We start from the raw sequence: 21086 nt of genomic DNA, 5'->3' as shown, positions 1-21086 counted from the left end.
TCCGGAAAACCACCGCTTTCGCCTGTTCGAGCAAAAGCGGTGGTTTTTTAAGATGCTTCTTCATTACTAAAAACTGCGGGTGATATTTTTGTCGACAAATCAGTTGAAATGGCTTAGTTATCTTACTTGCCTTATCATGTTCCTCGCTGTACTAGGGGGAGCGGTTGTAACGAAGACTGGATCGGGATTGGAATGTGGAAATGAATGGCCGCTCTGTCATGGGAAATTGATTCCGGCCTATACTGTAGGTTCGATGATTGAATACACCCATCGCTTGTTTAGCGGATTGGCAGGGTTATTGTCACTTGCCTCGATGATTGCCTTTTGGCGTTATGCTCGAAATCGGCGGGACTTGTTAGTATATGCATTCATGACGTTGCTGTTTGTAATTGTTCAAGGTGGTATGGGAGCGCTTGCAGTGATTAAATCCCAATCTGCTGCTGTAATGGCACTACATATGGGCTTTTCTTTGATCGCTTTTTCAAGTTCTCTAATGCTGGCTCTAGGAACTAAAAGGCGACATGAAGCAGGTGAGTACGATCCTAAGATGGAGCTTCAGAAGCAACCCGTCAGTAAGGCTTTCCGCAATTTAACCTGCTTTACGGCCTTTTATTCCTATGTTGTTGTTTATATTGGAGCCTTTGTTAGTCATACGGATTCGCGCGGTGGATGTTCTGGCTGGCCGCTCTGTAACGGTGAATGGGTTCCCGAGCTTTCCGGGGGAGTAGGTATTGTTTTTACGCACCGGATTGCGGCTTTGATCTTATTCATTCTTACTGCGGTGCTTGGACATTTAGCTTTTTGGAAACATAAGGATTACCCAGAGCTAAGAGCTCTTGGCGTAGCGGCTGTTCTGCTGTGCTTGATGCAGGTATTTAGTGGAGCTGCTGTTGTTTACACACTAGATAATGAAAGATTGTACATATTTGCCGCTTTGGCTCATATTTTGTTGATCGCTAGTTTGTTTGGTGTCTTATGTTATATGAGTGTAAGAGTCTGGCAGCTGAATCGCGCGAGAAATGTAGTTGTTGAAAAAAATCCAACGAATCCAATGACACCGTTGTAACACCCTTGGTAGAAAGTTCCCACCGTGGATAGAGTCGCTTTACCTGCGGAATAATAAAGTGGAAATCGGTATATCGTGGTGCTGGACAAAACTTTAGGAGGACTGGGATATGCTGCGGGTTATACTTGGAGAGCCGCCTCGAAAGAACAGCGGTGTATTGGCTGACGCGATGGAGAACATGGCCACATTTGCAGCCTTACTGCGCAAGGAAATGAACGCTCATGAGGATAATGACCATGAATACCGCAAGCTGGAGATTTGGACACGTGGACTGATCTCCTCATTGGATGAATTGGAGCAAAGCTGGTTCGCAGCTGCTTTTTACCGGAAATCGGTAATCGCTGGTTATATGGACGATATGTCACCAGTGGAACAAGGCGATTATGCGCGGTATGTTTATTTTTATAAAGATGGATTTATTCGTGTGTTCTCTCTTCTGGACAAGCTTGGAACGGTACTGAATCATTTTTATGACCTCAAAACCTCCAAATTAAAAACGCACTTTTCTTATTTTACAGTACTGCGTCAACTTCAGTTATTGAATGTGCATCCTGCATTAGCGGATCAACTGGAACAGATCAAGAACTCTTATCGTGATCCACTGGAGAATCTACGCAAGCGCAGAAATGCTGAAATTCATTATATGAATTCCGAAATGCAGGATGATTTATGGCAGCGACATCAAGGCTTGCATGACAAAATTCAGCTTGAGGATTTAGATAGCCATCTTGAGGATTTGAAGCAGTCCCTTGAAATGAACTGTAAAACATTAATCGCGGCATTCAGCTACAGCAATGAACAGCTGCGTAAGGAAATCAGCAAGGCAAAGCGTGTACAATCCTAAGCGTTCAAGATATTTCCTTTTGACAAAAAACAAGAAACTTACTATACTTATGCTTGCATTAAAGTCTGTACGAATTCAAACATAAAATTTCATACTCTATATCTTATCGAGAGTGGCGGAGGGATAGGCCCGATGAAGCCCGGCAACCGATTTGTATACAGCGCGATTAGCGTTTTGTACAAATGTCATGGTGCTAATTCCTACAATGACGCAAGGTTTGTGGTCGTTGGCAGATGAGAAGGCATTGTCTAAATAAACACACAGAGCCTCTTGCGATCTGCATCGATCGTCGGAGGTTTTTTTGTATGGAATAAGTGAATTATAAAGGGGGCGACGAGCGTTGATTAATCTAAAAGGAATAACAAAGGTATATGGAAAAGGCAGCCATGCGGCTACAGCACTTTCCGGATTGAATTTGTCTATCGAAAAAGGTGAAATATTCGGAGTTATTGGCCATTCTGGAGCGGGGAAAAGTACATTGATCCGTTGCATTAATCTGTTGGAGCGTCCGACAGAAGGGGAAGTTTGGGTAGATGGCATTGAACTAACCAAGCTTACTCAAGGTCAGCTGCAGGAACAGCGGCGCAAAATTGGGATGATTTTTCAACATTTCAATCTGCTATCTTCTGCGACGGTGTACGATAACATTGCTTTTCCTCTGCGACTCACAGGCACTTCGAGAGCAGATATTGATACTAAAGTGAAAGATTTGCTTGCCTTAGTGGGGCTTGAAGAACACCGGGATAAATACCCCTCCCAATTATCAGGCGGACAAAAGCAACGGGTGGGCATCGCACGGGCACTTGCCAGCGACCCTGATGTGCTGCTGTGTGACGAAGCAACCTCTGCGCTTGATCCACAAACGACAGACTCTATTCTTAAGCTATTGCTCGATATTAATAAACGATTCCATCTGACCATTGTGCTGATCACTCACGAAATGCACGTGATTCAGAGCATCTGCGACCGTGTTGCGGTCATTCATGGTGGTGGTATCGTTGAGCAAGGTAAAGTCACGGAGGTATTCCTGAAGCCGCAGCATGAGGTCACTCGCGATTTCATTCGCAGTGAATCACAGAATGAGGGACCTCTTCGTACGGCGCTTGACGCTGCTGCTGGGGACAACTCTCAGGCCGTCAAAATTACTTTTTTCGGAGAGAAGACCTACGGCTCTGCACTTTCCAATGTAGTACGTGAGACAGGTGTTAGCTTCGCCATTCTGCATGGTACCATCTCAACGATAAAAGACGTACCTTATGGACAAATGATTGTTCGATTCGAAGGTCCAGCTGAAGCGATCGCTGTGACGATAGCCGAACTAACCGCTCAAGGCCTTGAAGTGGAGGTGATTTCGTAATGAATTTCGCAGACTTAAACTGGCAAGAAATGATGGATGCTACAGTTGCTACCTTGCAAATGTTAATATTCTCTGGATTGTTCACAATTATTCTTGGTTTACCACTCGGAATTCTATTGTATTTATGGGGAAGATCGAATAGTATAGTAATCAGAGTAATTTACTCGGTCTTATCGTTCGTTGTAAACATCCTACGTTCGGTACCGTTTATCATTTTGATGGTAGCATTAATTCCATTTAGCAAAGCCGTTGTTGGAACTTCCATCGGAGTACTCGGTACGATTCCACCGCTCGTGATTGGTGCAGCTCCATTCTTTGCTCGCTTGGTGGAAACGGCATTAAGAGAAGTGGATCGTGGAGTAATCGAAGCGGCGCAAGGGATGGGAGCATCCACGAATCAGATCGTTATGCGTGTTCTTTTGCCAGAGGCTCGTCCAGGTCTGCTCGCTGGGGTTACGATCACACTGGTTACACTGGTCTCCTATACGGCAATGTCCGGGATGGTAGGCGGCGGCGGGCTAGGGGATCTAGCGATTCGTTACGGATATTACCGATATGAGAAGGAAGTTATGATTATCTCTGTAGTCTTGATGGTCATACTGGTGCAACTGCTACAAATGGCCGGTGATCGACTAGTACGACATTTCACACGGAAATAAGGTACGTCCATATATAGCCTTATTCATACAAATACCAAGGATAAGAGGGGGATTTAAAATGAAAAAATTACTACTTACTTTTTTTAGTCTGACACTGGTTGTGGTGCTGGCTGCTTGCGGCAATAACAATAATACTTCTAACTCGGCTGCTACTAATGCACCAAAAGATGGTGCTGCAACTGAGTCATCTGCAGAACCTGTAAAATTGGTGGTTGGTGCTTCACCTGTTCCACACGCTGAGATCCTAAAAGCTATTGCTCCATTGCTTGAAGCGCAAGGAATTACATTAGAAATCAAAGAATTCACTGACTATGTTCAACCAAACGTTCAGCTTTCAGAGAAGAATCTGGATGCTAACTTCTTCCAACATCAACCTTACCTGGATGACCAGAATCAAAAGAACGGTTCGGATCTAGTTTCTGTTACAGCCGTTCACGTTGAACCTTTTGGTGCTTATTCCAAAAAAATCAAATCCATCGACGAGCTGGCTGATGGTGCGAAAGTTGCCATCCCGAATGATGCTACAAACGGTGGTCGTGCACTGATCCTGCTTGCCAAAAATGGACTGATTTCTTTGAAAGATGATACCAACATCACATCTACCCAGGCAGATATCACTGAAAATAAGAAAAACCTTAAAATCATCGAGCTAGATGCAGCAATGTTAGGTCGTCAATTGGATGAAGTAGATCTTGCCTTGATTAACACTAACTATGCTTTGGAAGCTAACCTAGTTCCTACTAAAGATGCTTTGTTCATTGAGGGTACGGATTCCCCTTATGCTAACATCCTGGTAGCTCGTCCTGACAATAAAGATTCTGATGCAATCAAAAAGCTTGCCGCTGCACTGAATTCTCCAGAAGCTAAAGCTTATATTGAAGAGCAGTACAAAGGCTCGATCATTCCAGCATTTTAAGACAGAAAGCTGACTTAATCTCTAATACAGCATAAAACCCGCTGCCTAATGGCATGCGGGTTTTATGCTGTATGTTGTAGGGGAAGTGTAAATCCTCTATAATAAGAAAATCCCGATCTCCTGAAGAGGAGGATCGGGAATGATATTGAATGGGATTAGAATACTTGCATAACTTCTTGTACGCCTTCTACTTCTTCAAGAAGGGCGCGTTCAATCCCGGCTTTCAAGGTGATCGTGGAGCTTGGGCAGCTGCCGCAGGCACCCATAAGTTTCAACTTAACGATGCCGTCTTCTACATCGACCAGTTCAACGTCGCCGCCATCGCGTTGCAGGAACGGACGAAGCTTATCCAGCACTTCCAATACTTCATCATACATTTCGGTGCTTTGTGCATTCTCACTCATTTCTCAATCACTCCTTTCGTAAGTTCATTATAGTACAAAAAGTTAAAAAATAAAATGGTTAGGCGGAATAGGGAGATCATCATGAGACCAATTATTGAATTTTGTGCCAGTAACATGGGTCACGGAACAGACAAGCTAATGCATAAGCTGGAGGAAAATCCAGATTACGATGTGATCGAATACGGATGCCTGAACAATTGTGGGGAATGTTACTTAACCCCGTTTGCCATGGTTGAAGGGGACATCGTTGCAGCAGATACTGTTGACGAGCTAGAAAAGAAAATTGATACTAAAATCAAAGAGCTAGAGGCTTGGTTTAATATGGATCTTGATTAAATGCTTTTTGTGGAAAATAAAGGGCTGCTCTTTTTCGTATTTATAACGGAAAAGAGCAGCCCTTAGGTTTATCCTAAAGTGCGTTTTGACATCCAGAGCACCCCGCTCTTAAGGATACGGGGAACCCGTCCTTTGACGGAGCGTTGGCCCATCAGACCAAATCCAGCTTTCTTGCCTAGTGAGCCTAAGGTACCCTTTAGACGAATAGGATGAAGCTTAGGGGTCTCGCCGCGCCACATGGCTTGAATAACCTGAGCAACCTGCTCACCCTGCGCTCCTGCGGCTTGTGCGCTTGGAGCGAATGGCAGGCTGGCACAGTCGCCAATTACATACACTTCTGGATAATCAGGTACACGATAATATTCATCCAGAATGATTCGTCCTCCGCGATCCTTCGGGACTGTTAATTCCTGAACAACCTTCACCGGTTGGATCCCTGCGGTCCATACCGTAACATCTGAAAGAATTTCCTCTGTACCGTTAAAAAGCGCATCTTTCTCTACATGGGATACGGAGACACGTCCAAGTGTCTGGACTTGATGGTGGTGAAACCATTCCTCCACGTACTGTGACAGCTTCGCAGGGAAGGCAGATAAGACACGTTCACCGCGATCCAGAATAGCAATATTAAGATCTGGTCGGCTCTCCCGAAGCTCTGCCGCCAATTCCACTCCACTTAGTCCTCCGCCTACAATGTTTATTGTTCCATAAGGCTTCACATCGTTTAAACGTTGGTAAGTTTCGCGTGTTCCTGCAAAGGTCTGGATACTGCAAGTATATTGATCAGCTCCAGGGATGTTATGGTAATTGTCGGTACAACCTAGTGCAATGGCAAGTATGTCATAAGACACAGTCTCGTCAGGCTCCATTGTAACGATTCTACTCTCCAAATCAATGGAACTCACCTCACCGTAACGGATAGTGAGACGGGGATGAACCGGAAACTGGATCCGCAAGTGATAGTCAGTTACTGTACCTGCGGCAAGCGCATAATATTCCGTTTTGATTCCTTGATAAGGCATTCGGTCAATTAAGATAATTTCAATATCCTGTGGAAGGTGATTATTGAGCAATTCTTGAATTAGGGCCAAGCCGCCATAGCCGCCGCCCAGAACGAGTAGTGTTCTCATGCTGACCGAACTTCCTTTCCAATATAGGATAACGGATCTAGGTAGTCTTTTATTCGTATACCTTTATCGCATTGTAGAACGTGTCGCGTTCTACTGGAATTCGTCCAGCACCTTTTACTAACCAGATCAATTCATCGCGAGTGAGGCCTTCAGGTGTTAAGGCACCAGCCGCATGGCTAATGCGTTCTTTAAGAATAGTACCATGGACGTCAGAAGCACCGAAGTTCAGTGCAACTTGAGTAAGCTGAGGACCGATATTAATAAAGTACGCTTTGATGTGATCGAAATTATCCAGCATCAATCTGCTGATCGCAATCGTCTTCAGATCCTCATAAGCGGAGTTGCGGCGCATAATTCCTGCATTCTTGTTCTTAGGCTGCATAGATAATGGAATGAATACCATAAAGCCATTGGTTTCATCCTGTAGATCGCGGATCTGCATCATGTGCCGGATACGATCTTCATGAGATTCAATCGAGCCGTAAAGCATAGTTGTATGTGTCTTCATGCCAAGCTGATGTGCTGTTCGGTGAACTTCTAGATATTCTTCCACATTAGCTTTATCTACACGCATTTTTTTACGGTATTGATCGGATAATATTTCTGCACCGCCACCAGTAAGTGTCTTAAGTCCTGCAGCACGCAGCTGCTCGAGTACCTCACGAATACTCAATCCGCTAATTCGGGTGAAAAAATCGATTTCGGCTGCAGTGTATGCTTTTAAGGTTACCTCAGGGAAACGTTCATTCAAGGCTTTTAAAGAATCCACGTAATACTGGAAAGGAACCTTGTCATTATGACCGCCTACGATATGGAATTCGCGCACACCTGGATGAATATGCTGTTCGACATATTGCACCATTTCCTGACCGGAAAGGGTATAAGCACCCTCTTCTCCATCATCTTTGCGGAAATTGCAGAATGCACAGTGAGATTCGCAAACATTGGTGAAATATAGACTCATGTTTTCGATAAAATATACCCTGTTGTTGTTCTTTGCAAGATTGACTTCATTTGCTAATTGGCCAATCGTAAGTAGGTCGTTACTTTGATATAAATAAACGCCATCTTCTAAATTCAATCTTTCGCCGCCGCGAACTTTTTCAATAATGTTCATCATTCGGGCGTCTGTTTGGGGGGTGAAAAGAGTAGACATATTATGAATTCCTCCTGAAAGTTTTACGGGGTCCATTGCCCGCAGATAATTCCCAGACTTACCCAGATGGTAGCTGTTCATTCATGAAAATAAAGCGGAGGGTTATCCTCCGTGACAAATTTCCGAATTTTTACTTATGTTTGCCTTCCTTATTATAAACCTCTCTTATAAGGGGATCAACAGCTGGATATGGATGGTTTATTTTGGTGCGATAGGTCAGGCATAAGGCAGTTGTGACTTGAGGGTAATGAAATAGTCGGTTATACTGAGTTTATTAAGTAAATATTTTTAAGAAAGTAACTTTTGGCCGGAAGGTCCCTTAAACATAAGTTTTTCTGTTGAAGTAAGTTTAATTTATAGGAGGATATGATCATGATTAATATTAGCGAAAAGGCAGCAGAACAATTAAAGGCGATGCTTGCTGAACAAGAAGTGCCGAACATGTTCCTCCGTATTGGAGTAACGCCCGGCGGTTGCAGTGGATTCTCTTACGCTATGGGCTTTGATGATAATGAAACTGATCAGGACGTATATATGGACATCCAAGAAATGAAGGTTGTCGTGGAGAAAGAAAATCTTCGTTACCTTGATGGTCTCGAAATTGATTTTGAAGAATCCGGCATGACAGGTGGCTTCACCATTAATAACCCGAACGCTACTGCAACCTGTGGCTGTGGCTCAAGCTTCCGTACAGCTACGGATGCAGGAAAACCGAACGAAGAGCCTTGCTAATCGCGACGTTACGCCTTCAAGCCCCATGTTGAGTTCTACAACACGGGCTTGGAGGCTTTTTTTATTCTCAATGACAAAAGTCATCACAAGGAGCTCTAAGCATGCTAATTAGGAAATTAAACGCAGAAGAACAACCACCCTTACATTTGTTGTTATTAGCCGATCCTTCCCTAAGTCTTGTTGAAGCGTATTTAAAAAGAGGGCAATGTTTTGTAGCTGAAGTGGAGAATTGCATTATAGGTGTCTATGTTTTGCTACAAACGAGACCTGAGACAGTGGAGCTAGTAAATATAGCCGTTGATGAGAATCAGCAAAGTAAAGGGATAGGAAAGCAGTTGGTCTATCATGCGATTCAGAATGCGAGATTACTTGGTGCGAAGACGATTGAAGTGGGTACGGGGAATTCTAGTGTAGGACAACTGGCTCTTTATCAGAAATGTGGATTTAGAATTACCGGAATCGATAGAGATTTTTTTATCAGACATTACAGTGAAGAGATTGTTGAAAATGGGATCAAGGTAGTGGATATGATCCGTCTTACGCTAGATATATGAATGACATACAAGCAAAAGCCCTCCGATGGAATTCCTCGAGAGGGCTTTTGTTTGTTCCTGCGTACAATTAGGCTGGAATAATAAACTTGTAATTAATCATAAACACGATGAGCCCTGCGGCTCCAAGGGAAAAGGCAATACAGCCAGCACCCAGTGCTCTGCGTCTGTCTTTAATGAATTTAAAGCCAATAGCGCAGATCAGTATAGTCGTTCCAGCCAATACGATGGACATCCCAAGCATGGCCACCCAATATAATACCTCGAAAAACTCAGCCATTCCGAGCCCTCCCCGCGCTGTTTTTTAGCGAGCCTCTAATTCATTATTTATATAGTAGGAATTGAAAATGTAACCGCTATTAATAATACAACGATTTTGAAGATTATTCTAGTTATAGTGAACTCATCCATTGCGATTTAGATGTCGAATGTTCAGAAATGAGGTTCTACAAAATCTGCAATCTAACCTGCGAGATTGAGAATGTTGTCGATACAAGCTCTAAGCCCTTTTTGCTAAGAGCTTCCTCCTACACGGACAATCATACAAGAGGGTGGGGCCTTTTCTGAGTAATGTATAGGGTAGGCTGGAATGTGAAAGGAGGGAAAGGACGATGTCGGGAAGACAATTGGCTAGCAAATGGTTGAAGACAGAAGCATTGCTCAGTGACGCGAGGGTTTCTCATTATATACCAATGACGAGGGTGTATTCGGCTGACTCACTGTTAGCTATGCTCCGGAGATACGGAAATGTTGTTATTAAACCAATAGTTGGCGGTGGAGGCTACGGTGTAATTAAAGTGTTTCGGGATAGTCGAGGTTATGGATTTACTTATATGGACAGAACTCGAATTTACAAGGACTTTAGATCCATGAGACGAGCGCTTCATTTCGTCAAGGTTAGACGTAAATATTTGATTCAACAGGGGATTTCTCTCGCCAGGATTGGTGGGCGTCCTATTGATTATCGGGTCAAAGTAGTGAGAAATGGTGGTGTTTGGGAGTTTCGCTCTATGGTGGGAAGATTGGCCCGGCCTGGCCTGTTCGTAACTAATTTATGTAAAGGTGGCACGATGCTTTCTTGTCGAGAAGGACTTCGCAGATCCTTGCCTCGAATTAAAGCCTCAGCGAAGAAAGCAGAAATGCGCAGGCTAACGCTCGTATGTATCGAACTGATGGAGCGGCATTTCCCTGGAATAGGGGAACTGGGTTTTGATTACGCCGTGGATTATTCAGGTAAAATATGGATTCTGGAGGTTAATACAAGACCTCAGTAAATTAACAAAAATTTTAGAATTGACGATAATAGAGTAGTAAGATAAAATTGCGTTTAGTTGCGTTCTTTTGGGGTAAATTATATTGTAATTTATTTACAATAAAAATATATTTTTAGCTGTATACAAGTGGTTCAGTCCTGTGTATAACTATTATCCCCATATTCCACTGTGCAGGTATCACCTTTGTAACGCTTACGCACATATTATACACAGGATTTCCACATGTACTTGTGGATAACACGAACGCTTGTTCGAAAAATGATAGTTTGATATGATAGATTCAGATCCAAATACAGGAAAGGTAGATGAACGTTATGGTTGAATTGTCCGATGAGATGCTTCTAGACTCTTACCATAGAGCGATAGAACTGCAACTAGAGCATGATTTCATCGCTCTTCTACTCGTTGAGATTCGCAAACGAAACTTACACTCTCCAGTTCATGCGGTTCTTCATTAAAAGAGCGCAAAGTATACCTTTGTAGCTGGCTACATATAAATAAACCGCGAGTCACAAACATAAAAGGGTATCCTGATAGGCTAGTATTGATAGGCCTGTCAGAATACCCTTTTTTATTGTGGTAGATAGAATTAGAGTTTCATATTACTACTGTGTCCTGGTGAAAGCTTGGCTTCCGGATCGATGTAGACTTTTGCATTATTCACAGCCGTTGGGGCTTCGCCGAATCCTACAGCAATTAGCTTCAGCTTACCTGGATATGTGGTAATATCGCCAGCTGCAAAGATTCCCGGAATACTCGTTTCCATACGTGAGTCAACGACAATGGAGTTCCCTTCAATATCGATGCCCCACTCTGCAATGGGTCCCAGAGAGGAAACAAATCCGAAATTGACGATTACACTGTCGACTTCGATTTCTTGTGTTTCCTTGGTCTTGATATGAGATAAGGTAACCTTAGTAATAAACTCGTCACCATGCAGTTCTGTAATTTCAGTAGGTGTAATTACGTTAACTTTGGAAGCCATCAGATTCTCTACGCTGTGCTCATGCGCACGGAATTTATCCCGGCGGTGAATCAGGGTTACTTGCTCCGCGATCGGTTCCAGCATTAGTGCCCAGTCTACTGCGGAATCTCCACCACCGCTAATCAGAACTTTTTTATCTTTAAAGGCATTTAAATCATTTACAAAATAATGAAGGTTGGCTTTTTCAAACCGTCCTGCGTCTGGCAGTTCTAAACGACGAGGTTCAAAAGCGCCTACGCCAGCTGTAATGATAATAGCTTTACTGTGATATTCTGCTACATCAGTTGTAACTACAAAATGGCGTTCGTCCCGTTTCTGAACAGAAATTACTTTCTCCTCCAGCCGGATATTCGATTGGAACATATCCATTTGCCGTGTCAGGTTGTCAACCAATTCTTGTGCAGTTACTTTTGGAAAACCTGCTACATCATAAATGTATTTTTCAGGATAAAGTGCAGCAAGTTGTCCTCCCAATTGGGGCATACTTTCAATAAGTGTTACGGATGCCTGACGCATCCCACCGTAAAATGCGGCAAACATGCCAGCTGGACCGCCACCTATGATTAAAAGGTCGCTCATAGGAACGCCGGATTGCTCTTGTGTCACGGGATATTACACCTCCGAGTTGATATATTCATTTTGCCATACTTGTATTCTTTCTTATTATAAACATTGTGACACATACCTGCAAAGAAAGACTTTAGAACACAATAAGAATGTGACGTTTTTTAGTATTTTAATGTTTGATTAATAGTACACTAAGGTTTACAATGGATATGGTCAATTTAGAAATCCTTTAAGTTTGATTGGAATTTCTTCTAAATATAAGTGTATAAATTCACAAAAAGGACCGTACATTGTTTCAATAAAAAATACAAAGACAGATTTACCTCTTGGAAGGAGCCGGAACATGAGTAGTATTCCCAAAATCGTAATCTTAGGCGCGGGCTATGGGGGTATTTTGACCGCACAGCGCTTACAGAAGGCTTTGAACTATAATGAAGCGGATGTCACGCTCGTAAACCGTCACGAGTACCACTATTTTACTACCCATCTACATATGCCTGCCGCGGGTACAGATAGTATTGAACACACTCGGGTGTCTATTTCTAAACTAATCGATGAATTCAAGATCGATCTCGTTAAGTCATCTGTTCAGGAAATTCGTACCCAGCAGAAAAAGATTATTTTGGAGGATGGTACTCTTTCGTATGACTATCTCGTCATTGCTTTGGGCGGAGAGCCTGAAACATTCGGTATTCCAGGACTTGATAAATACGCACTGACGATCCGGAGCATCAACTCCGTTCGTTTGATTCGTGAACATATTGAGTATCAATTTGCCAAATATAAGAACGAGAACAATGCACAGGAGCATATCAATTTCGTAGTCGGTGGTGCCGGCTTTAGCGGAATTGAATTTGTGGCCGAATTAGCTGACCGCATCCCGGGGTTGTGCAAAGAATTTGACGTTGATCCAAGCATGGTAAATATATATAACATAGAAGCTGCTCCAACAGCTCTGCCTGGATTTGCTCCTGAACTTGTTGAGTATGCGATGAACTTGCTCACTAAGAAGGGTGTTACATTCAAGATGGGCGTTGCGATCAAGGAATGTCTACCAAACGGTGTAATTCTGGCATCAGGCGAAGAGATTAAGGCTTCTACGATTGTATGGACAGGCGGAATTCGAGGGAATCGTCTGATTGAAGCTGCAGGATTTGAAGCTATGCGTGGACGTGTGAAAGTAGATGAATATTTACGTGCACCAGGCCAAGACAATATCTTCATTATTGGAGACGGCTCCTTGATGATTAACCCAGAAGGGCGTCCTTATCCGCCAACGGCACAAATTGCTATGCAACAGGGAGAGTGCTGTGCACATAATTTGGTGGCTGCGATCCGTAATCAACAACCAAAGAAATTTGCATTCAGCAATAAAGGAACAGTAGCTTCTCTAGGTAAAGGTCAAGGGATTGCTGTAGTTGGCAGCAAAACTTACAAGGGCTGGACTGCAGCTCAATTGAAAAAAGTTGTGGATATGCGCTATTTGTTCATTATCGGTGGGATTCCGCTGGTTCTGAAAAAAGGAAGATTCTTATAAGATGCGTCACTGCAGCGTGCAGGTGCGTGGATTGCTGACCCGAGAAGAATTGGACCGATATAACGGACTGATTGAGGTTGGATCTTATCTTGAGGATCAGAATCAGTACGATCTAGCGTATGTTGTTCAAAAGGAAATTGATCTGCTCATTCTCCCTGGCATTGAACGCTTAAAGGAAAAAGGGCGAGCGCGTGACAGGGCTACGGCTGAATATTTGGAAAGTCTGCGTGATGATGAAGATGACAGCGAAGAGGATGAGGAAGCAGGAACTTCGTTATAGCATTTAAAAAGGGTGAGTCTCCATAAAGATCTGGAGACTCACCCTTTTTGTTATTACAATTTAAGCATTTCTTCAAAAGAATCCTCAGTCAGCAGGTTGCCGACATAGAAAGGTCCGAATTCGCCGTAGCGAGCACTGACTTCATCAAAGCGCATTTCGTAAACCAGCTTCTTGAATTGCAGCGGATCTTCAGCGAACAGGGTTACGCCCCATTCCCAATCATCAAAACCTACGGAGCCGGTAATAATTTGTTTCACCTTACCCGCATAACCACGTCCGATTAATCCGTGAGAAGCCATCAGCTCCCGACGTTTATCCATATCAAGCATATACCAGTTATCGGCGAGCTCGCGTTTCTTGTTCATTGGGTAGAAGCAAATATGCTTCGCTTGCGGCAAAATAGGTTTTAGACGTGCGATAACATGCGGATTCTGCATAGGATCACTACCATCGCTGCCCCCCGCAAGGTAATTGCTTAATTCAACAATACTTACGTAAGAATAGGCTTTAGTTGTATATTGAGCAAAAGCGATTTTGTTAAAGGCCGTCTCAAGCTGGTTCAGATCTTCCAAGCTTTCGCGCAAGAACATCATTACGAAATCGGCCTTCTGGCCAACGATGGAATATACCGCGGAGCTGCCTTGTTTGGCTTCTTCGACAGGACTCCATTCTTGCATAAAAGCATGTAATTCTTCCAGAGCAACGGCACGTTCTTCATCATCTGCTGCCGTCCATGCGGTCCAGTTCAGTGAGCGGAAGTCATGCAATGCATACCAGCCTTCCAGTGTCATAGCGGCTTCGTTCATGATCTCACTCCTTAAAAGTTTTACGAAGCATAGGCTCCGCTTGAAATAACGTCGCGTAAAACTAGCTACGAAGCTCCTGCATCATAGACTATGTATGATTTATTAATCTATATGCATTGTATCGCAATCAAGTTGCTTAGAGCAAATGATGACATTCCGTTGTAAGAGTATTAGACCTGATTTTGAATAAAGTTCATTGCTTCGTGACATTTTTTCTAGTAAACTTACTACTAGCTCGTATAAGATGTGCGCTTCTTTATAGAAAGGGGTAGTGACGGTAAGATGGGGTTTATTCCAGTGTTTATCCTAACCGTTTTATTCTTTGTGATGATGTTTGGTATTGGATTTATTCTTAACATGTTAATGAAGACAACCTGGTTTCCCGCTTATCTATTCGTACTTATTATTCTACCCGTCGTAGTCTATTCCATTTGGGATAGAAGCGCGATGTCGCTCTGGGAGCATCTCTCCAGTTTCCACTTTGTTGATTACTTAACTGGTGTCGCTGGTCTTGCAGGTGCTATATTGAGTGGATGGACCATTCAAAAACTGCGCTTTGGCGGTTACAAGATGTTTTAAAGATTTAATCGGAAGACCTTCGGCTCTGATGTGAGAGTCGTTTTTTTGAACATATAAGCTTTTAGTTCTACGCTAAGAATCAATTTTGAAATTCAGCGAGAAACGGAACCTTCCTCTTCCAGAGGACAGTGAAGCCGTTTCTTCTTGTTTAATAGAGGTAGATAATCGTATGAAAAAGCTGATTATATAGCGAAAAGAGTCGGAATTGGTAGTTTATTTACATTTCCGGCGACGTTTTTTATGATAGAATAGAATCCTGTATGAATTCGTGAAAACAAGGGGGTATCCGTAGATGCGCATGAGTAACTTACATCATTTCACCGAACATCATCGGTACTGCGTTTCCCGCGAATTTGGTCTTAGTGTTATAGATGGACGTATGCTTAGCTCTGTGTATCAGCCTATGGTAGGAGCTTTTGCAATCAGTTTCTATCGCTTGCTGGTTGAACATGTGCCAGCAGATAGCATTGGCTATTCTGGAGTGGAGCAACAGCGCAGATTATTTATGACGCTAGGCGTTGAACCAAATGAGAAAGGCCGCAAATATTTAATAGATCAGGCTTCCCGGTTAGAAGCGGTAGGTCTGCTACAGACCTGTCGAATCTATGTGCCGGAAACCGATGATTACTTATATGAATATGAGCTTATGCCGCCGCTATCGCCAGCTGACTTTTTTGCCACTCAGCATTTGACGTTGCTGTTACGCGATAAAATCGGCAAATTTGCTGTGCTGTCCTTACGGGAACAATTCTGGAATCGAGAGCCAGAAGAGTGGAGTCGCAGATCCATAGGCAAAGAGAATATCTCCGTGCCTTTTTATGATATTTTTCAACTTAATACACATGTCATTGATTATGAGCTGGAGCAGGCACTTGCAGAAGTAGCCACTGTGCGTCAGCCTGGTATGCGTGAATCTGGAGAACAAGCGATTGGATATAGTGATATTATTTTGCGTTTTCCAAGGGAATCCGTGAACCGGGCTCATGTAGAAAAACTGCGTTTTGACCATACTCAAATGGGTGTTATTAACTATGTAGCTCATAAGTACGAACTCAGTCCGCAGGATTTATGTCGTCTGCTGGATGAAGATGGCGTGTTCTCACCGGATGGCGAGGTTATTCTGGATGCACTGCAATATAAAGCGAGCCAGCATTTCAGGCAGGATATGAAACGACAAGAAAAGCGTGAAGTTGCTGCTGCTAAGGTTGTTTCCATCCGTTCCAGTGCCTCTGAAGAGAATGATGATTCTATAGCACCACCGGAGCAATCTGTAGAGATGGAGTATTATGTAGAAGTACCACCACAATTTTTGTCCAAATGTGACATCCACCAATATAATATGATGCTGCGGAACGAACCTTATACGCGGCTGCTTCAAACTTTTTTCCCAGGTGCAGTACCCAGTCATTTGATGGATATGTTCGAGAAAATAGATTTGAACTATAAGCTAAGCGGTGAAGTAATCAATGTACTTATTCATTACTTAATGACTATGGTAGCCTCAGGTGGAGAACAGCGAATGAACCGCAATTTTGTGGAGGCTATCGCTTCCAATATGCTGGTTAAACAGGTGAACACCTACGAAAAGGCTGTAAAATATATCAGGGATCAGTCCAAAGTGAAAGGCAAGGGAGCTACAACTAACACGGCGGCAGGATCTCGATCACGTTCATATGCCAAAAATACAGGTCGATCCGCTAAACCGGAAATTCCGATTGTGCTGGACGATGGAAGTGCCGGAACGGTATCGGAAGAGGAATTCGCGGCGATGATGAAGAAAGCGGCAGAAATTAAAGCCAACAAGAAAAAAGGCGTTTCCCAAGCGCCGTAATGAAAGAGAGGTGGAACTATGGAGTCTATGGGCGATGTGCTTCGTTCGATCAACAATCCAACTCTACGGCAGCGTCAACGCGATCTTGAACAGGAGTTATTCAATCATCCACTTGTGAAGGCATTACAGTCTGAACATCCTGAGTTAGATGATTCGCGACTGCGGCTTCATATGAGCCGCCTGTATCAATATGTAGAGGAAAGCCGCCACTGTGCGAACTGTCCGGGTCTAGAGAAATGTCCGAATGATTTCCCTGGTCACTTTAGCAAACTTACGGTCGAGAGCGTGAATGGTTCGGCGGACTTATATGAGCGAAAGACGGCATGCCGGCTTAAAGTGGCACAGGATAATCAGGATAACATCCGCAAACGTATCCGTAGCTTTTATGTGGACGAGCGTGTGCTCAATGGCGGTTATGATGAAATAGATATTATGGGCAAGGATCCACGCCGGGTCTCAGCGGTTAATAAAATATTTGATTATATCACGAGCGTTAAAGAAGAGGGTCTAACCTCGCGCGGGATTTATTTACATGGAACTTTCGGAACAGGCAAAACATTTCTGATGTGTTACTTGCTTCATGAGCTTGCTGTTGCCGGCTATACTGGAGTTATCGTATATATGCCAGATTTTATCGAGGATTTGAAGTCGATCATGATGGACGGCCAGAAGATGAAGGAAACCGTAGATACGTTGAAAAACTGCGATTTACTTATTTTTGATGATATTGGTGCGGAGAACTTGAATCCATGGGCGCGTGATCATGTGCTTGGTGCGATTCTTAATTATCGGATGAACCGTAAGCCAACCTTCTATACCTCAAATTATCCGCTCGATGGTTTGGAGAAACATCTTAGCTTTACGAGCAAGGATGGCGAGGAGATTTATAAAGGTCAACGTTTGATGGATCGTATTGCTCCTTTTGTGGATGTTATTCCACTGCATGGGGAGAATCAACGGGGGACGATTAGATAAACTCGAAATATTCATAATCGTAACATTCAAAAGAGCAGCGATTCTCCTTTTATTGGAGGGTCGTTGCTCTCTGTTTTTTCTTATTTACTCTCAAAAAAAGAAGCCGCCCCCAAAGTAGCATTGACTACTTTTGAGACGGCCTCTGTTTATATTGCGATGATTCCCTTACTCCGAAATGAACTTAATGATAACCATGCCGAAAAAGACAACGGTCATAAATGCAGTCATTCCGAAAAATCCATTCATTAAATCGCCTAGATCATTGCGGGGTTCTTCGTTGATATGTTCTCGTGGGTCCCGTGCTTGCGCGTTGACATCCATAGCTTCTGCCTCCTTACAGGGACTATGCCTGTATTGTTAAGATGCAAATTGAGTTGACCATTATGAAATAAGTCATTGACATTTAATGCGCTTTCTTAGAGTATACCGAAAGGCTGGGGAGATTGTAAAGAAAAGAGTAACGTAAATAAAATTAGTTTGAGGGCAATATAATTGTATGTGATATATAACATATCCCTTAAAGATATGTTATACTGGAATTGTGTCGGTAAGTGGTAATTTGGTTATCATATTACATGAAACAATTTATTAACTTATATTTTCGGAGCAGCTTCCATAAACTAAGCTTTGGTTTAGAGTGGAGTAATGTTTCGTAAAACTTTAGAGGAGGAACAATATCATGGCTATCGTGAACGTGTCTGACCAAACCTTCAGTAACGAAGTGGAAGGTCAAGGTACTGTAGTAGTAGACTTCTGGGCTCCTTGGTGTGGTCCTTGTAAGATGATTGCTCCAATCTTGGACGAATTGTCCGCAGAACTGGGAGACAGCGTGAAGATTGCAAAATTGAATGTGGATGAGAATCCGGAAACGGCTTCCCGTTTTGGCGTGATGAGTATCCCAACCCTGATCTTCTTCAAAGACGGTCAACCGGTAGATAAAGTTGTGGGATTGAACTCCAAAGAATCCCTGAAAAATATCGTAGCTAAACATCAATAATTGTTAAATGCTACTGTTCGGGCCTCGGCCCTGCCGCTCAGCGCCTTCGGTTCATTCCGGAGGCGTTTTGTGTGCTGAATGCCAATTAATTATGGGTCCAATTTAGCTGGAGGGGATCATTTTGGACAATATCCGCAACAAACTGGCTCTATTACCCGACCTGCCCGGGTGCTATCTGATGAAGAATGAAGAAGGCACCATTATTTATGTGGGTAAGGCGAAGGTGCTTAAGAACCGGGTTCGCTCTTATTTTACAGGCAGTCATAATGGTAAAACTCAGCGGCTTGTCGCTAACATTGCTGATTTCGAATATATTGTTACGTCCAGTAACATGGAAGCGCTCATTCTCGAGTGCAATCTGATTAAGAAGCATATGCCGCGTTATAACGTACTTCTGAAGGACGATAAGACATTTCCTTATATCAAAATAACGAATGAAACTCACCCTCGGCTTGAAGTCACACGCCGGGTGATTAAAGATAAAGCAAAATATTTCGGCCCTTATCCTAATGGTTATGCTGCACAGCAAACGAAAAAGCTCCTCGATCGTATGTATCCGCTCCGTAAATGTGGCGTAATGCCAAAGGAAGTCTGTCTTTACTATCACATGGGCCAATGCTTGGCACCGTGTGAGAAGGAAGTGCAGAAGTCCGAGTATGAGCAGATTACGCAAGATATCGCTGCTTTTCTGAGCGGAGGTCATGATGCGGTTAAGAAGGATCTACAGCAGAAGATGCAGGAAGCTGCTGAGGAATTATATTTTGAACGGGCGAAGGAACTGCGGGATCAGATTATCCATATTGATGCATTGATGGAGAAACAAAAGATTAACACCACAGATACTAAGGATCGTGACGTATTTGGTTATGCGGTAGACAAGGGATGGATGTGTGTACAGATTCTGTACATGAGACAAGGGAAGATGATTCAGCGTCACTCCTCTGTCTTTCCGTTCTATGGGGAAGCCTACAGTGACTTTATGTCTTATGTGACGCAGTATTACAGTGATAATCCTGCTCTGCCGCAGGAGATTCTTCTGCCGGATGTGCTTGACGAGGAAGCAGTGGTTGATAAAGAAGCTAAACCGGCGATTGTCATTGCTGCTCCAGCCGAAGAAGATCTACAAAAGGGGGAAGATACCCCCGAATCGCCTGAAGAAGTTGAGGCCCGTGAAATGGCCGCTGCGGAAGCATCAGCAGCAGGTGTCGTTGATGCTGCAGGTGGCGCCTCTATTCTACAGGAGTGGCTCGGCACCAAAGTGCTAGTGCCACAGCGTGGCCTCAAGAAGCAGATGGTCGGTATGGCCTGCCAAAATGCTACAGTCGCAATCGATGAGAAGTTCCGGCTTATTGAACGAGATGAAGTACGTACCTCTGGTGCTGCAATGAGCTTAGGCGAGAGCTTGGGGCTCGAACGCTTAAGCCGGATCGAGGCGTTCGATAACTCGAATATTCAAGGGACTAATCCGGTTTCTGCGATGGTTGTCTTCATTGATGGCAAGCCCGCACGAAAAGAGTATCGTAAATATAAGGTTCGTACGGTGGTGGGTGCGGATGATTATGGAACGATGCGCGAGGTCATCCGGCGGCGGTATGAACGGGTGCTGAAAGAGAACCTGCCGATACCAGATCTTATCGTAGTCGATGGTGGTAAAGGGCAGATATCCTCAGCTATTGATATTCTGGAGAACGAGCTGGGGTTATTCATTCCGGTCTGTGGTCTCGTCAAGGATGATAAGCATAAGACGGCTCAGCTTTTGGTTGGAGATCCGCCAGAACCTGTCGCTTTGGCTCGGGATAGTCAGGAATTTTATCTGTTGCAACGGATTCAGGATGAGGTGCATAGATTCGCCATCACCTTCCACCGTGAACAACGTGGAAAGTCCATGGTTACTTCTAAACTGGACTCCATACCAGGTATAGGCGAGAAGCGGCGCAAGGCGCTGCTTAAGCATTTCGGATCGTTAAAGAAAATTAAAGAAGCCTCCATAGAAGATTTTAAATCACTTTCTATAGGCGAAAAGCTGGCTAGTCAAATTCTTGAGGTGCTCAAGGATGAAGAGCCAGCGACATAGGCATTCGAAATACTGGAATGATGTATACGT

Annotated in this window: 24 protein-coding genes and 1 riboswitch; of the genes, 17 read left to right on the top strand and 7 right to left on the bottom strand. The window is 43.6% G+C overall.

Annotated features, from left to right (window positions below):
- Nucleotides 1-88: 88 nt before the first annotated feature.
- The 5 genes from NSS87_RS26005 to NSS87_RS25985 all read left to right on the top strand — a co-directional run bounded on the left by NSS87_RS26005 (nucleotide 89) and on the right by NSS87_RS25985 (nucleotide 4842).
- Entirely contained in the window at nucleotides 89-1066 is a 978-nt protein-coding gene (locus NSS87_RS26005) for a heme A synthase (RefSeq protein ID WP_042191594.1), read from the top strand.
- Nucleotides 1067-1175: 109 nt separating this feature from the next.
- Nucleotides 1176-1910, top strand: coding sequence for a Cthe_2314 family HEPN domain-containing protein (locus tag NSS87_RS26000; RefSeq protein WP_042191592.1), 735 nt, complete (start codon nucleotides 1176-1178; stop codon nucleotides 1908-1910).
- A 100-nt stretch (nucleotides 1911-2010) separates the two neighbouring features.
- A riboswitch (SAM riboswitch) is annotated at nucleotides 2011-2150 on the top strand.
- A 100-nt stretch (nucleotides 2151-2250) separates the two neighbouring features.
- Entirely contained in the window at nucleotides 2251-3267 is a 1017-nt protein-coding gene (locus NSS87_RS25995) for a methionine ABC transporter ATP-binding protein (protein WP_076300346.1), read from the top strand.
- A complete protein-coding gene (locus tag NSS87_RS25990; RefSeq protein WP_339243424.1) occupies nucleotides 3267-3926 on the top strand; it encodes a methionine ABC transporter permease in 660 nt (219 codons plus the stop codon). Before NSS87_RS25995 ends, NSS87_RS25990 begins: the two co-directional genes overlap by 1 nt.
- A 58-nt stretch (nucleotides 3927-3984) precedes the next feature.
- Nucleotides 3985-4842, top strand: coding sequence for a MetQ/NlpA family ABC transporter substrate-binding protein (locus NSS87_RS25985; RefSeq protein WP_339243423.1), 858 nt, complete (start codon nucleotides 3985-3987; stop codon nucleotides 4840-4842).
- 155 nt (nucleotides 4843-4997) lie between these two features.
- Here NSS87_RS25985 and NSS87_RS25980 read toward each other — a convergent pair whose 3' ends face one another.
- Entirely contained in the window at nucleotides 4998-5246 is a 249-nt protein-coding gene (locus NSS87_RS25980) for a NifU family protein (protein ID WP_042130899.1), read from the bottom strand.
- 81 nt (nucleotides 5247-5327) lie between these two features.
- Here NSS87_RS25980 and NSS87_RS25975 point away from each other — a divergent pair, with 81 nt between their 5' ends.
- Entirely contained in the window at nucleotides 5328-5582 is a 255-nt protein-coding gene (locus NSS87_RS25975) for a YuzB family protein (protein ID WP_042191582.1), read from the top strand.
- Between the two features lie 68 nt (nucleotides 5583-5650).
- Here NSS87_RS25975 and NSS87_RS25970 read toward each other — a convergent pair whose 3' ends face one another.
- Nucleotides 5651-6712, bottom strand: coding sequence for an FAD-dependent oxidoreductase (locus tag NSS87_RS25970; RefSeq protein ID WP_042191580.1), 1062 nt, complete (start codon nucleotides 6710-6712; stop codon nucleotides 5651-5653).
- Nucleotides 6713-6761: 49 nt separating this feature from the next.
- Entirely contained in the window at nucleotides 6762-7868 is a 1107-nt protein-coding gene (mqnE, locus tag NSS87_RS25965) for an aminofutalosine synthase MqnE (RefSeq protein WP_076285245.1), read from the bottom strand.
- Between the two features lie 372 nt (nucleotides 7869-8240).
- On the opposite strand from mqnE, the gene NSS87_RS25960 reads away from it, so the two are divergent.
- Together NSS87_RS25960 and NSS87_RS25955 are read left to right on the top strand one after the other, a co-directional pair.
- Complete coding sequence (locus NSS87_RS25960) at nucleotides 8241-8600, top strand: iron-sulfur cluster assembly accessory protein (RefSeq protein WP_042191575.1); 360 nt, start codon at nucleotides 8241-8243, stop codon at nucleotides 8598-8600.
- Nucleotides 8601-8701: 101 nt separating this feature from the next.
- On the top strand, nucleotides 8702-9154 hold the full coding sequence (locus NSS87_RS25955; protein WP_076285244.1) for a GNAT family N-acetyltransferase: 453 nt from the start codon (nucleotides 8702-8704) through the stop codon (nucleotides 9152-9154).
- A gap of 67 nt (nucleotides 9155-9221) precedes the next feature.
- Here the strand turns inward: NSS87_RS25955 and NSS87_RS25950 are convergent, their stop codons facing one another.
- Complete coding sequence (locus tag NSS87_RS25950; protein ID WP_339243422.1) at nucleotides 9222-9431, bottom strand: hypothetical protein; 210 nt, start codon at nucleotides 9429-9431, stop codon at nucleotides 9222-9224.
- A 331-nt stretch (nucleotides 9432-9762) separates the two neighbouring features.
- Here NSS87_RS25950 and NSS87_RS25945 point away from each other — a divergent pair, with 331 nt between their 5' ends.
- Nucleotides 9763-10425: a YheC/YheD family protein gene (locus tag NSS87_RS25945; protein ID WP_042191569.1), complete on the top strand. Its 663-nt coding sequence runs from the start codon at nucleotides 9763-9765 to the stop codon at nucleotides 10423-10425.
- Nucleotides 10426-10739: 314 nt separating this feature from the next.
- The gene (gene sda, locus NSS87_RS25940) at nucleotides 10740-10883 is read left to right on the top strand and encodes a sporulation histidine kinase inhibitor Sda (protein ID WP_036685584.1); all 144 of its coding nucleotides are present in this window, start codon (nucleotides 10740-10742) and stop codon (nucleotides 10881-10883) included.
- A gap of 131 nt (nucleotides 10884-11014) precedes the next feature.
- On the opposite strand, the gene NSS87_RS25935 is transcribed toward sda, so the two are convergent.
- Nucleotides 11015-12016, bottom strand: a complete 1002-nt coding sequence (locus tag NSS87_RS25935; RefSeq protein WP_042130891.1) for an NAD(P)/FAD-dependent oxidoreductase — start codon at nucleotides 12014-12016, stop codon at nucleotides 11015-11017.
- A gap of 304 nt (nucleotides 12017-12320) precedes the next feature.
- On the opposite strand from NSS87_RS25935, the gene NSS87_RS25930 reads away from it, so the two are divergent.
- The gene (locus tag NSS87_RS25930; RefSeq protein WP_042130890.1) at nucleotides 12321-13514 is read left to right on the top strand and encodes an NAD(P)/FAD-dependent oxidoreductase; all 1194 of its coding nucleotides are present in this window, start codon (nucleotides 12321-12323) and stop codon (nucleotides 13512-13514) included.
- Nucleotide 13515: 1 nt separating this feature from the next.
- Complete coding sequence (locus tag NSS87_RS25925; RefSeq protein WP_042191567.1) at nucleotides 13516-13794, top strand: hypothetical protein; 279 nt, start codon at nucleotides 13516-13518, stop codon at nucleotides 13792-13794.
- 53 nt (nucleotides 13795-13847) lie between these two features.
- On the opposite strand, the gene hemQ is transcribed toward NSS87_RS25925, so the two are convergent.
- Nucleotides 13848-14600, bottom strand: a complete 753-nt coding sequence (gene hemQ, locus NSS87_RS25920; protein ID WP_339243421.1) for a hydrogen peroxide-dependent heme synthase — start codon at nucleotides 14598-14600, stop codon at nucleotides 13848-13850.
- 282 nt (nucleotides 14601-14882) lie between these two features.
- Here hemQ and NSS87_RS25915 point away from each other — a divergent pair, with 282 nt between their 5' ends.
- The 3 genes from NSS87_RS25915 to dnaI all read left to right on the top strand — a co-directional run bounded on the left by NSS87_RS25915 (nucleotide 14883) and on the right by dnaI (nucleotide 17985).
- On the top strand, nucleotides 14883-15179 hold the full coding sequence (locus NSS87_RS25915) for a YuiB family protein (protein ID WP_042130887.1): 297 nt from the start codon (nucleotides 14883-14885) through the stop codon (nucleotides 15177-15179).
- A 292-nt stretch (nucleotides 15180-15471) separates the two neighbouring features.
- Nucleotides 15472-17010, top strand: a complete 1539-nt coding sequence (locus tag NSS87_RS25910; protein ID WP_042191562.1) for a DnaD domain protein — start codon at nucleotides 15472-15474, stop codon at nucleotides 17008-17010.
- An 18-nt stretch (nucleotides 17011-17028) separates the two neighbouring features.
- A complete protein-coding gene (dnaI, locus tag NSS87_RS25905; protein ID WP_149644997.1) occupies nucleotides 17029-17985 on the top strand; it encodes a primosomal protein DnaI in 957 nt (318 codons plus the stop codon).
- 165 nt (nucleotides 17986-18150) lie between these two features.
- Here the strand turns inward: dnaI and NSS87_RS25900 are convergent, their stop codons facing one another.
- A complete protein-coding gene (locus NSS87_RS25900; protein ID WP_143759540.1) occupies nucleotides 18151-18306 on the bottom strand; it encodes a YqzM family protein in 156 nt (51 codons plus the stop codon).
- 358 nt (nucleotides 18307-18664) lie between these two features.
- Here NSS87_RS25900 and trxA point away from each other — a divergent pair, with 358 nt between their 5' ends.
- Together trxA and uvrC are read left to right on the top strand one after the other, a co-directional pair.
- Complete coding sequence (gene trxA / locus NSS87_RS25895) at nucleotides 18665-18982, top strand: thioredoxin (protein WP_042130884.1); 318 nt, start codon at nucleotides 18665-18667, stop codon at nucleotides 18980-18982.
- 121 nt (nucleotides 18983-19103) lie between these two features.
- The gene (uvrC, locus tag NSS87_RS25890; RefSeq protein ID WP_339243420.1) at nucleotides 19104-21056 is read left to right on the top strand and encodes an excinuclease ABC subunit UvrC; all 1953 of its coding nucleotides are present in this window, start codon (nucleotides 19104-19106) and stop codon (nucleotides 21054-21056) included.
- Nucleotides 21057-21086 lie beyond the last annotated feature (30 nt).

It is taken from the genome of Paenibacillus sp. FSL F4-0243 (assembly GCF_037963295.1).
Classification (GTDB): Bacteria; Bacillota; Bacilli; order Paenibacillales; family Paenibacillaceae; genus Paenibacillus_AQ.
Note: the sequence above shows the minus strand (reverse complement) of the source record. Positions and strands in the feature narration are given on the sequence as shown.

Coding starts and splice junctions, on each gene's coding strand:
- NSS87_RS25975 (WP_042191582.1), top strand. CDS start 5,328: ATGAGACCAATTATTGAATTTTGTGCCAGTAACATGGGTCACGGAACA.
- NSS87_RS25985 (WP_339243423.1), top strand. CDS start 3,985: ATGAAAAAATTACTACTTACTTTTTTTAGTCTGACACTGGTTGTGGTG.
- NSS87_RS25955 (WP_076285244.1), top strand. CDS start 8,702: ATGCTAATTAGGAAATTAAACGCAGAAGAACAACCACCCTTACATTTG.
- NSS87_RS26000 (WP_042191592.1), top strand. CDS start 1,176: ATGCTGCGGGTTATACTTGGAGAGCCGCCTCGAAAGAACAGCGGTGTA.
- sda (WP_036685584.1), top strand. CDS start 10,740: ATGGTTGAATTGTCCGATGAGATGCTTCTAGACTCTTACCATAGAGCG.
- NSS87_RS25915 (WP_042130887.1), top strand. CDS start 14,883: ATGGGGTTTATTCCAGTGTTTATCCTAACCGTTTTATTCTTTGTGATG.
- NSS87_RS25990 (WP_339243424.1), top strand. CDS start 3,267: ATGAATTTCGCAGACTTAAACTGGCAAGAAATGATGGATGCTACAGTT.
- NSS87_RS25900 (WP_143759540.1), bottom strand. CDS start 18,306: ATGGATGTCAACGCGCAAGCACGGGACCCACGAGAACATATCAACGAA.
- NSS87_RS25950 (WP_339243422.1), bottom strand. CDS start 9,431: ATGGCTGAGTTTTTCGAGGTATTATATTGGGTGGCCATGCTTGGGATG.
- mqnE (WP_076285245.1), bottom strand. CDS start 7,868: ATGTCTACTCTTTTCACCCCCCAAACAGACGCCCGAATGATGAACATT.
- NSS87_RS25925 (WP_042191567.1), top strand. CDS start 13,516: ATGCGTCACTGCAGCGTGCAGGTGCGTGGATTGCTGACCCGAGAAGAA.
- trxA (WP_042130884.1), top strand. CDS start 18,665: ATGGCTATCGTGAACGTGTCTGACCAAACCTTCAGTAACGAAGTGGAA.
- NSS87_RS25910 (WP_042191562.1), top strand. CDS start 15,472: ATGCGCATGAGTAACTTACATCATTTCACCGAACATCATCGGTACTGC.
- hemQ (WP_339243421.1), bottom strand. CDS start 14,600: ATGAACGAAGCCGCTATGACACTGGAAGGCTGGTATGCATTGCATGAC.
- NSS87_RS25930 (WP_042130890.1), top strand. CDS start 12,321: ATGAGTAGTATTCCCAAAATCGTAATCTTAGGCGCGGGCTATGGGGGT.
- NSS87_RS25960 (WP_042191575.1), top strand. CDS start 8,241: ATGATTAATATTAGCGAAAAGGCAGCAGAACAATTAAAGGCGATGCTT.
- NSS87_RS25945 (WP_042191569.1), top strand. CDS start 9,763: ATGTCGGGAAGACAATTGGCTAGCAAATGGTTGAAGACAGAAGCATTG.
- dnaI (WP_149644997.1), top strand. CDS start 17,029: ATGGAGTCTATGGGCGATGTGCTTCGTTCGATCAACAATCCAACTCTA.
- NSS87_RS25980 (WP_042130899.1), bottom strand. CDS start 5,246: ATGAGTGAGAATGCACAAAGCACCGAAATGTATGATGAAGTATTGGAA.
- NSS87_RS25970 (WP_042191580.1), bottom strand. CDS start 6,712: ATGAGAACACTACTCGTTCTGGGCGGCGGCTATGGCGGCTTGGCCCTA.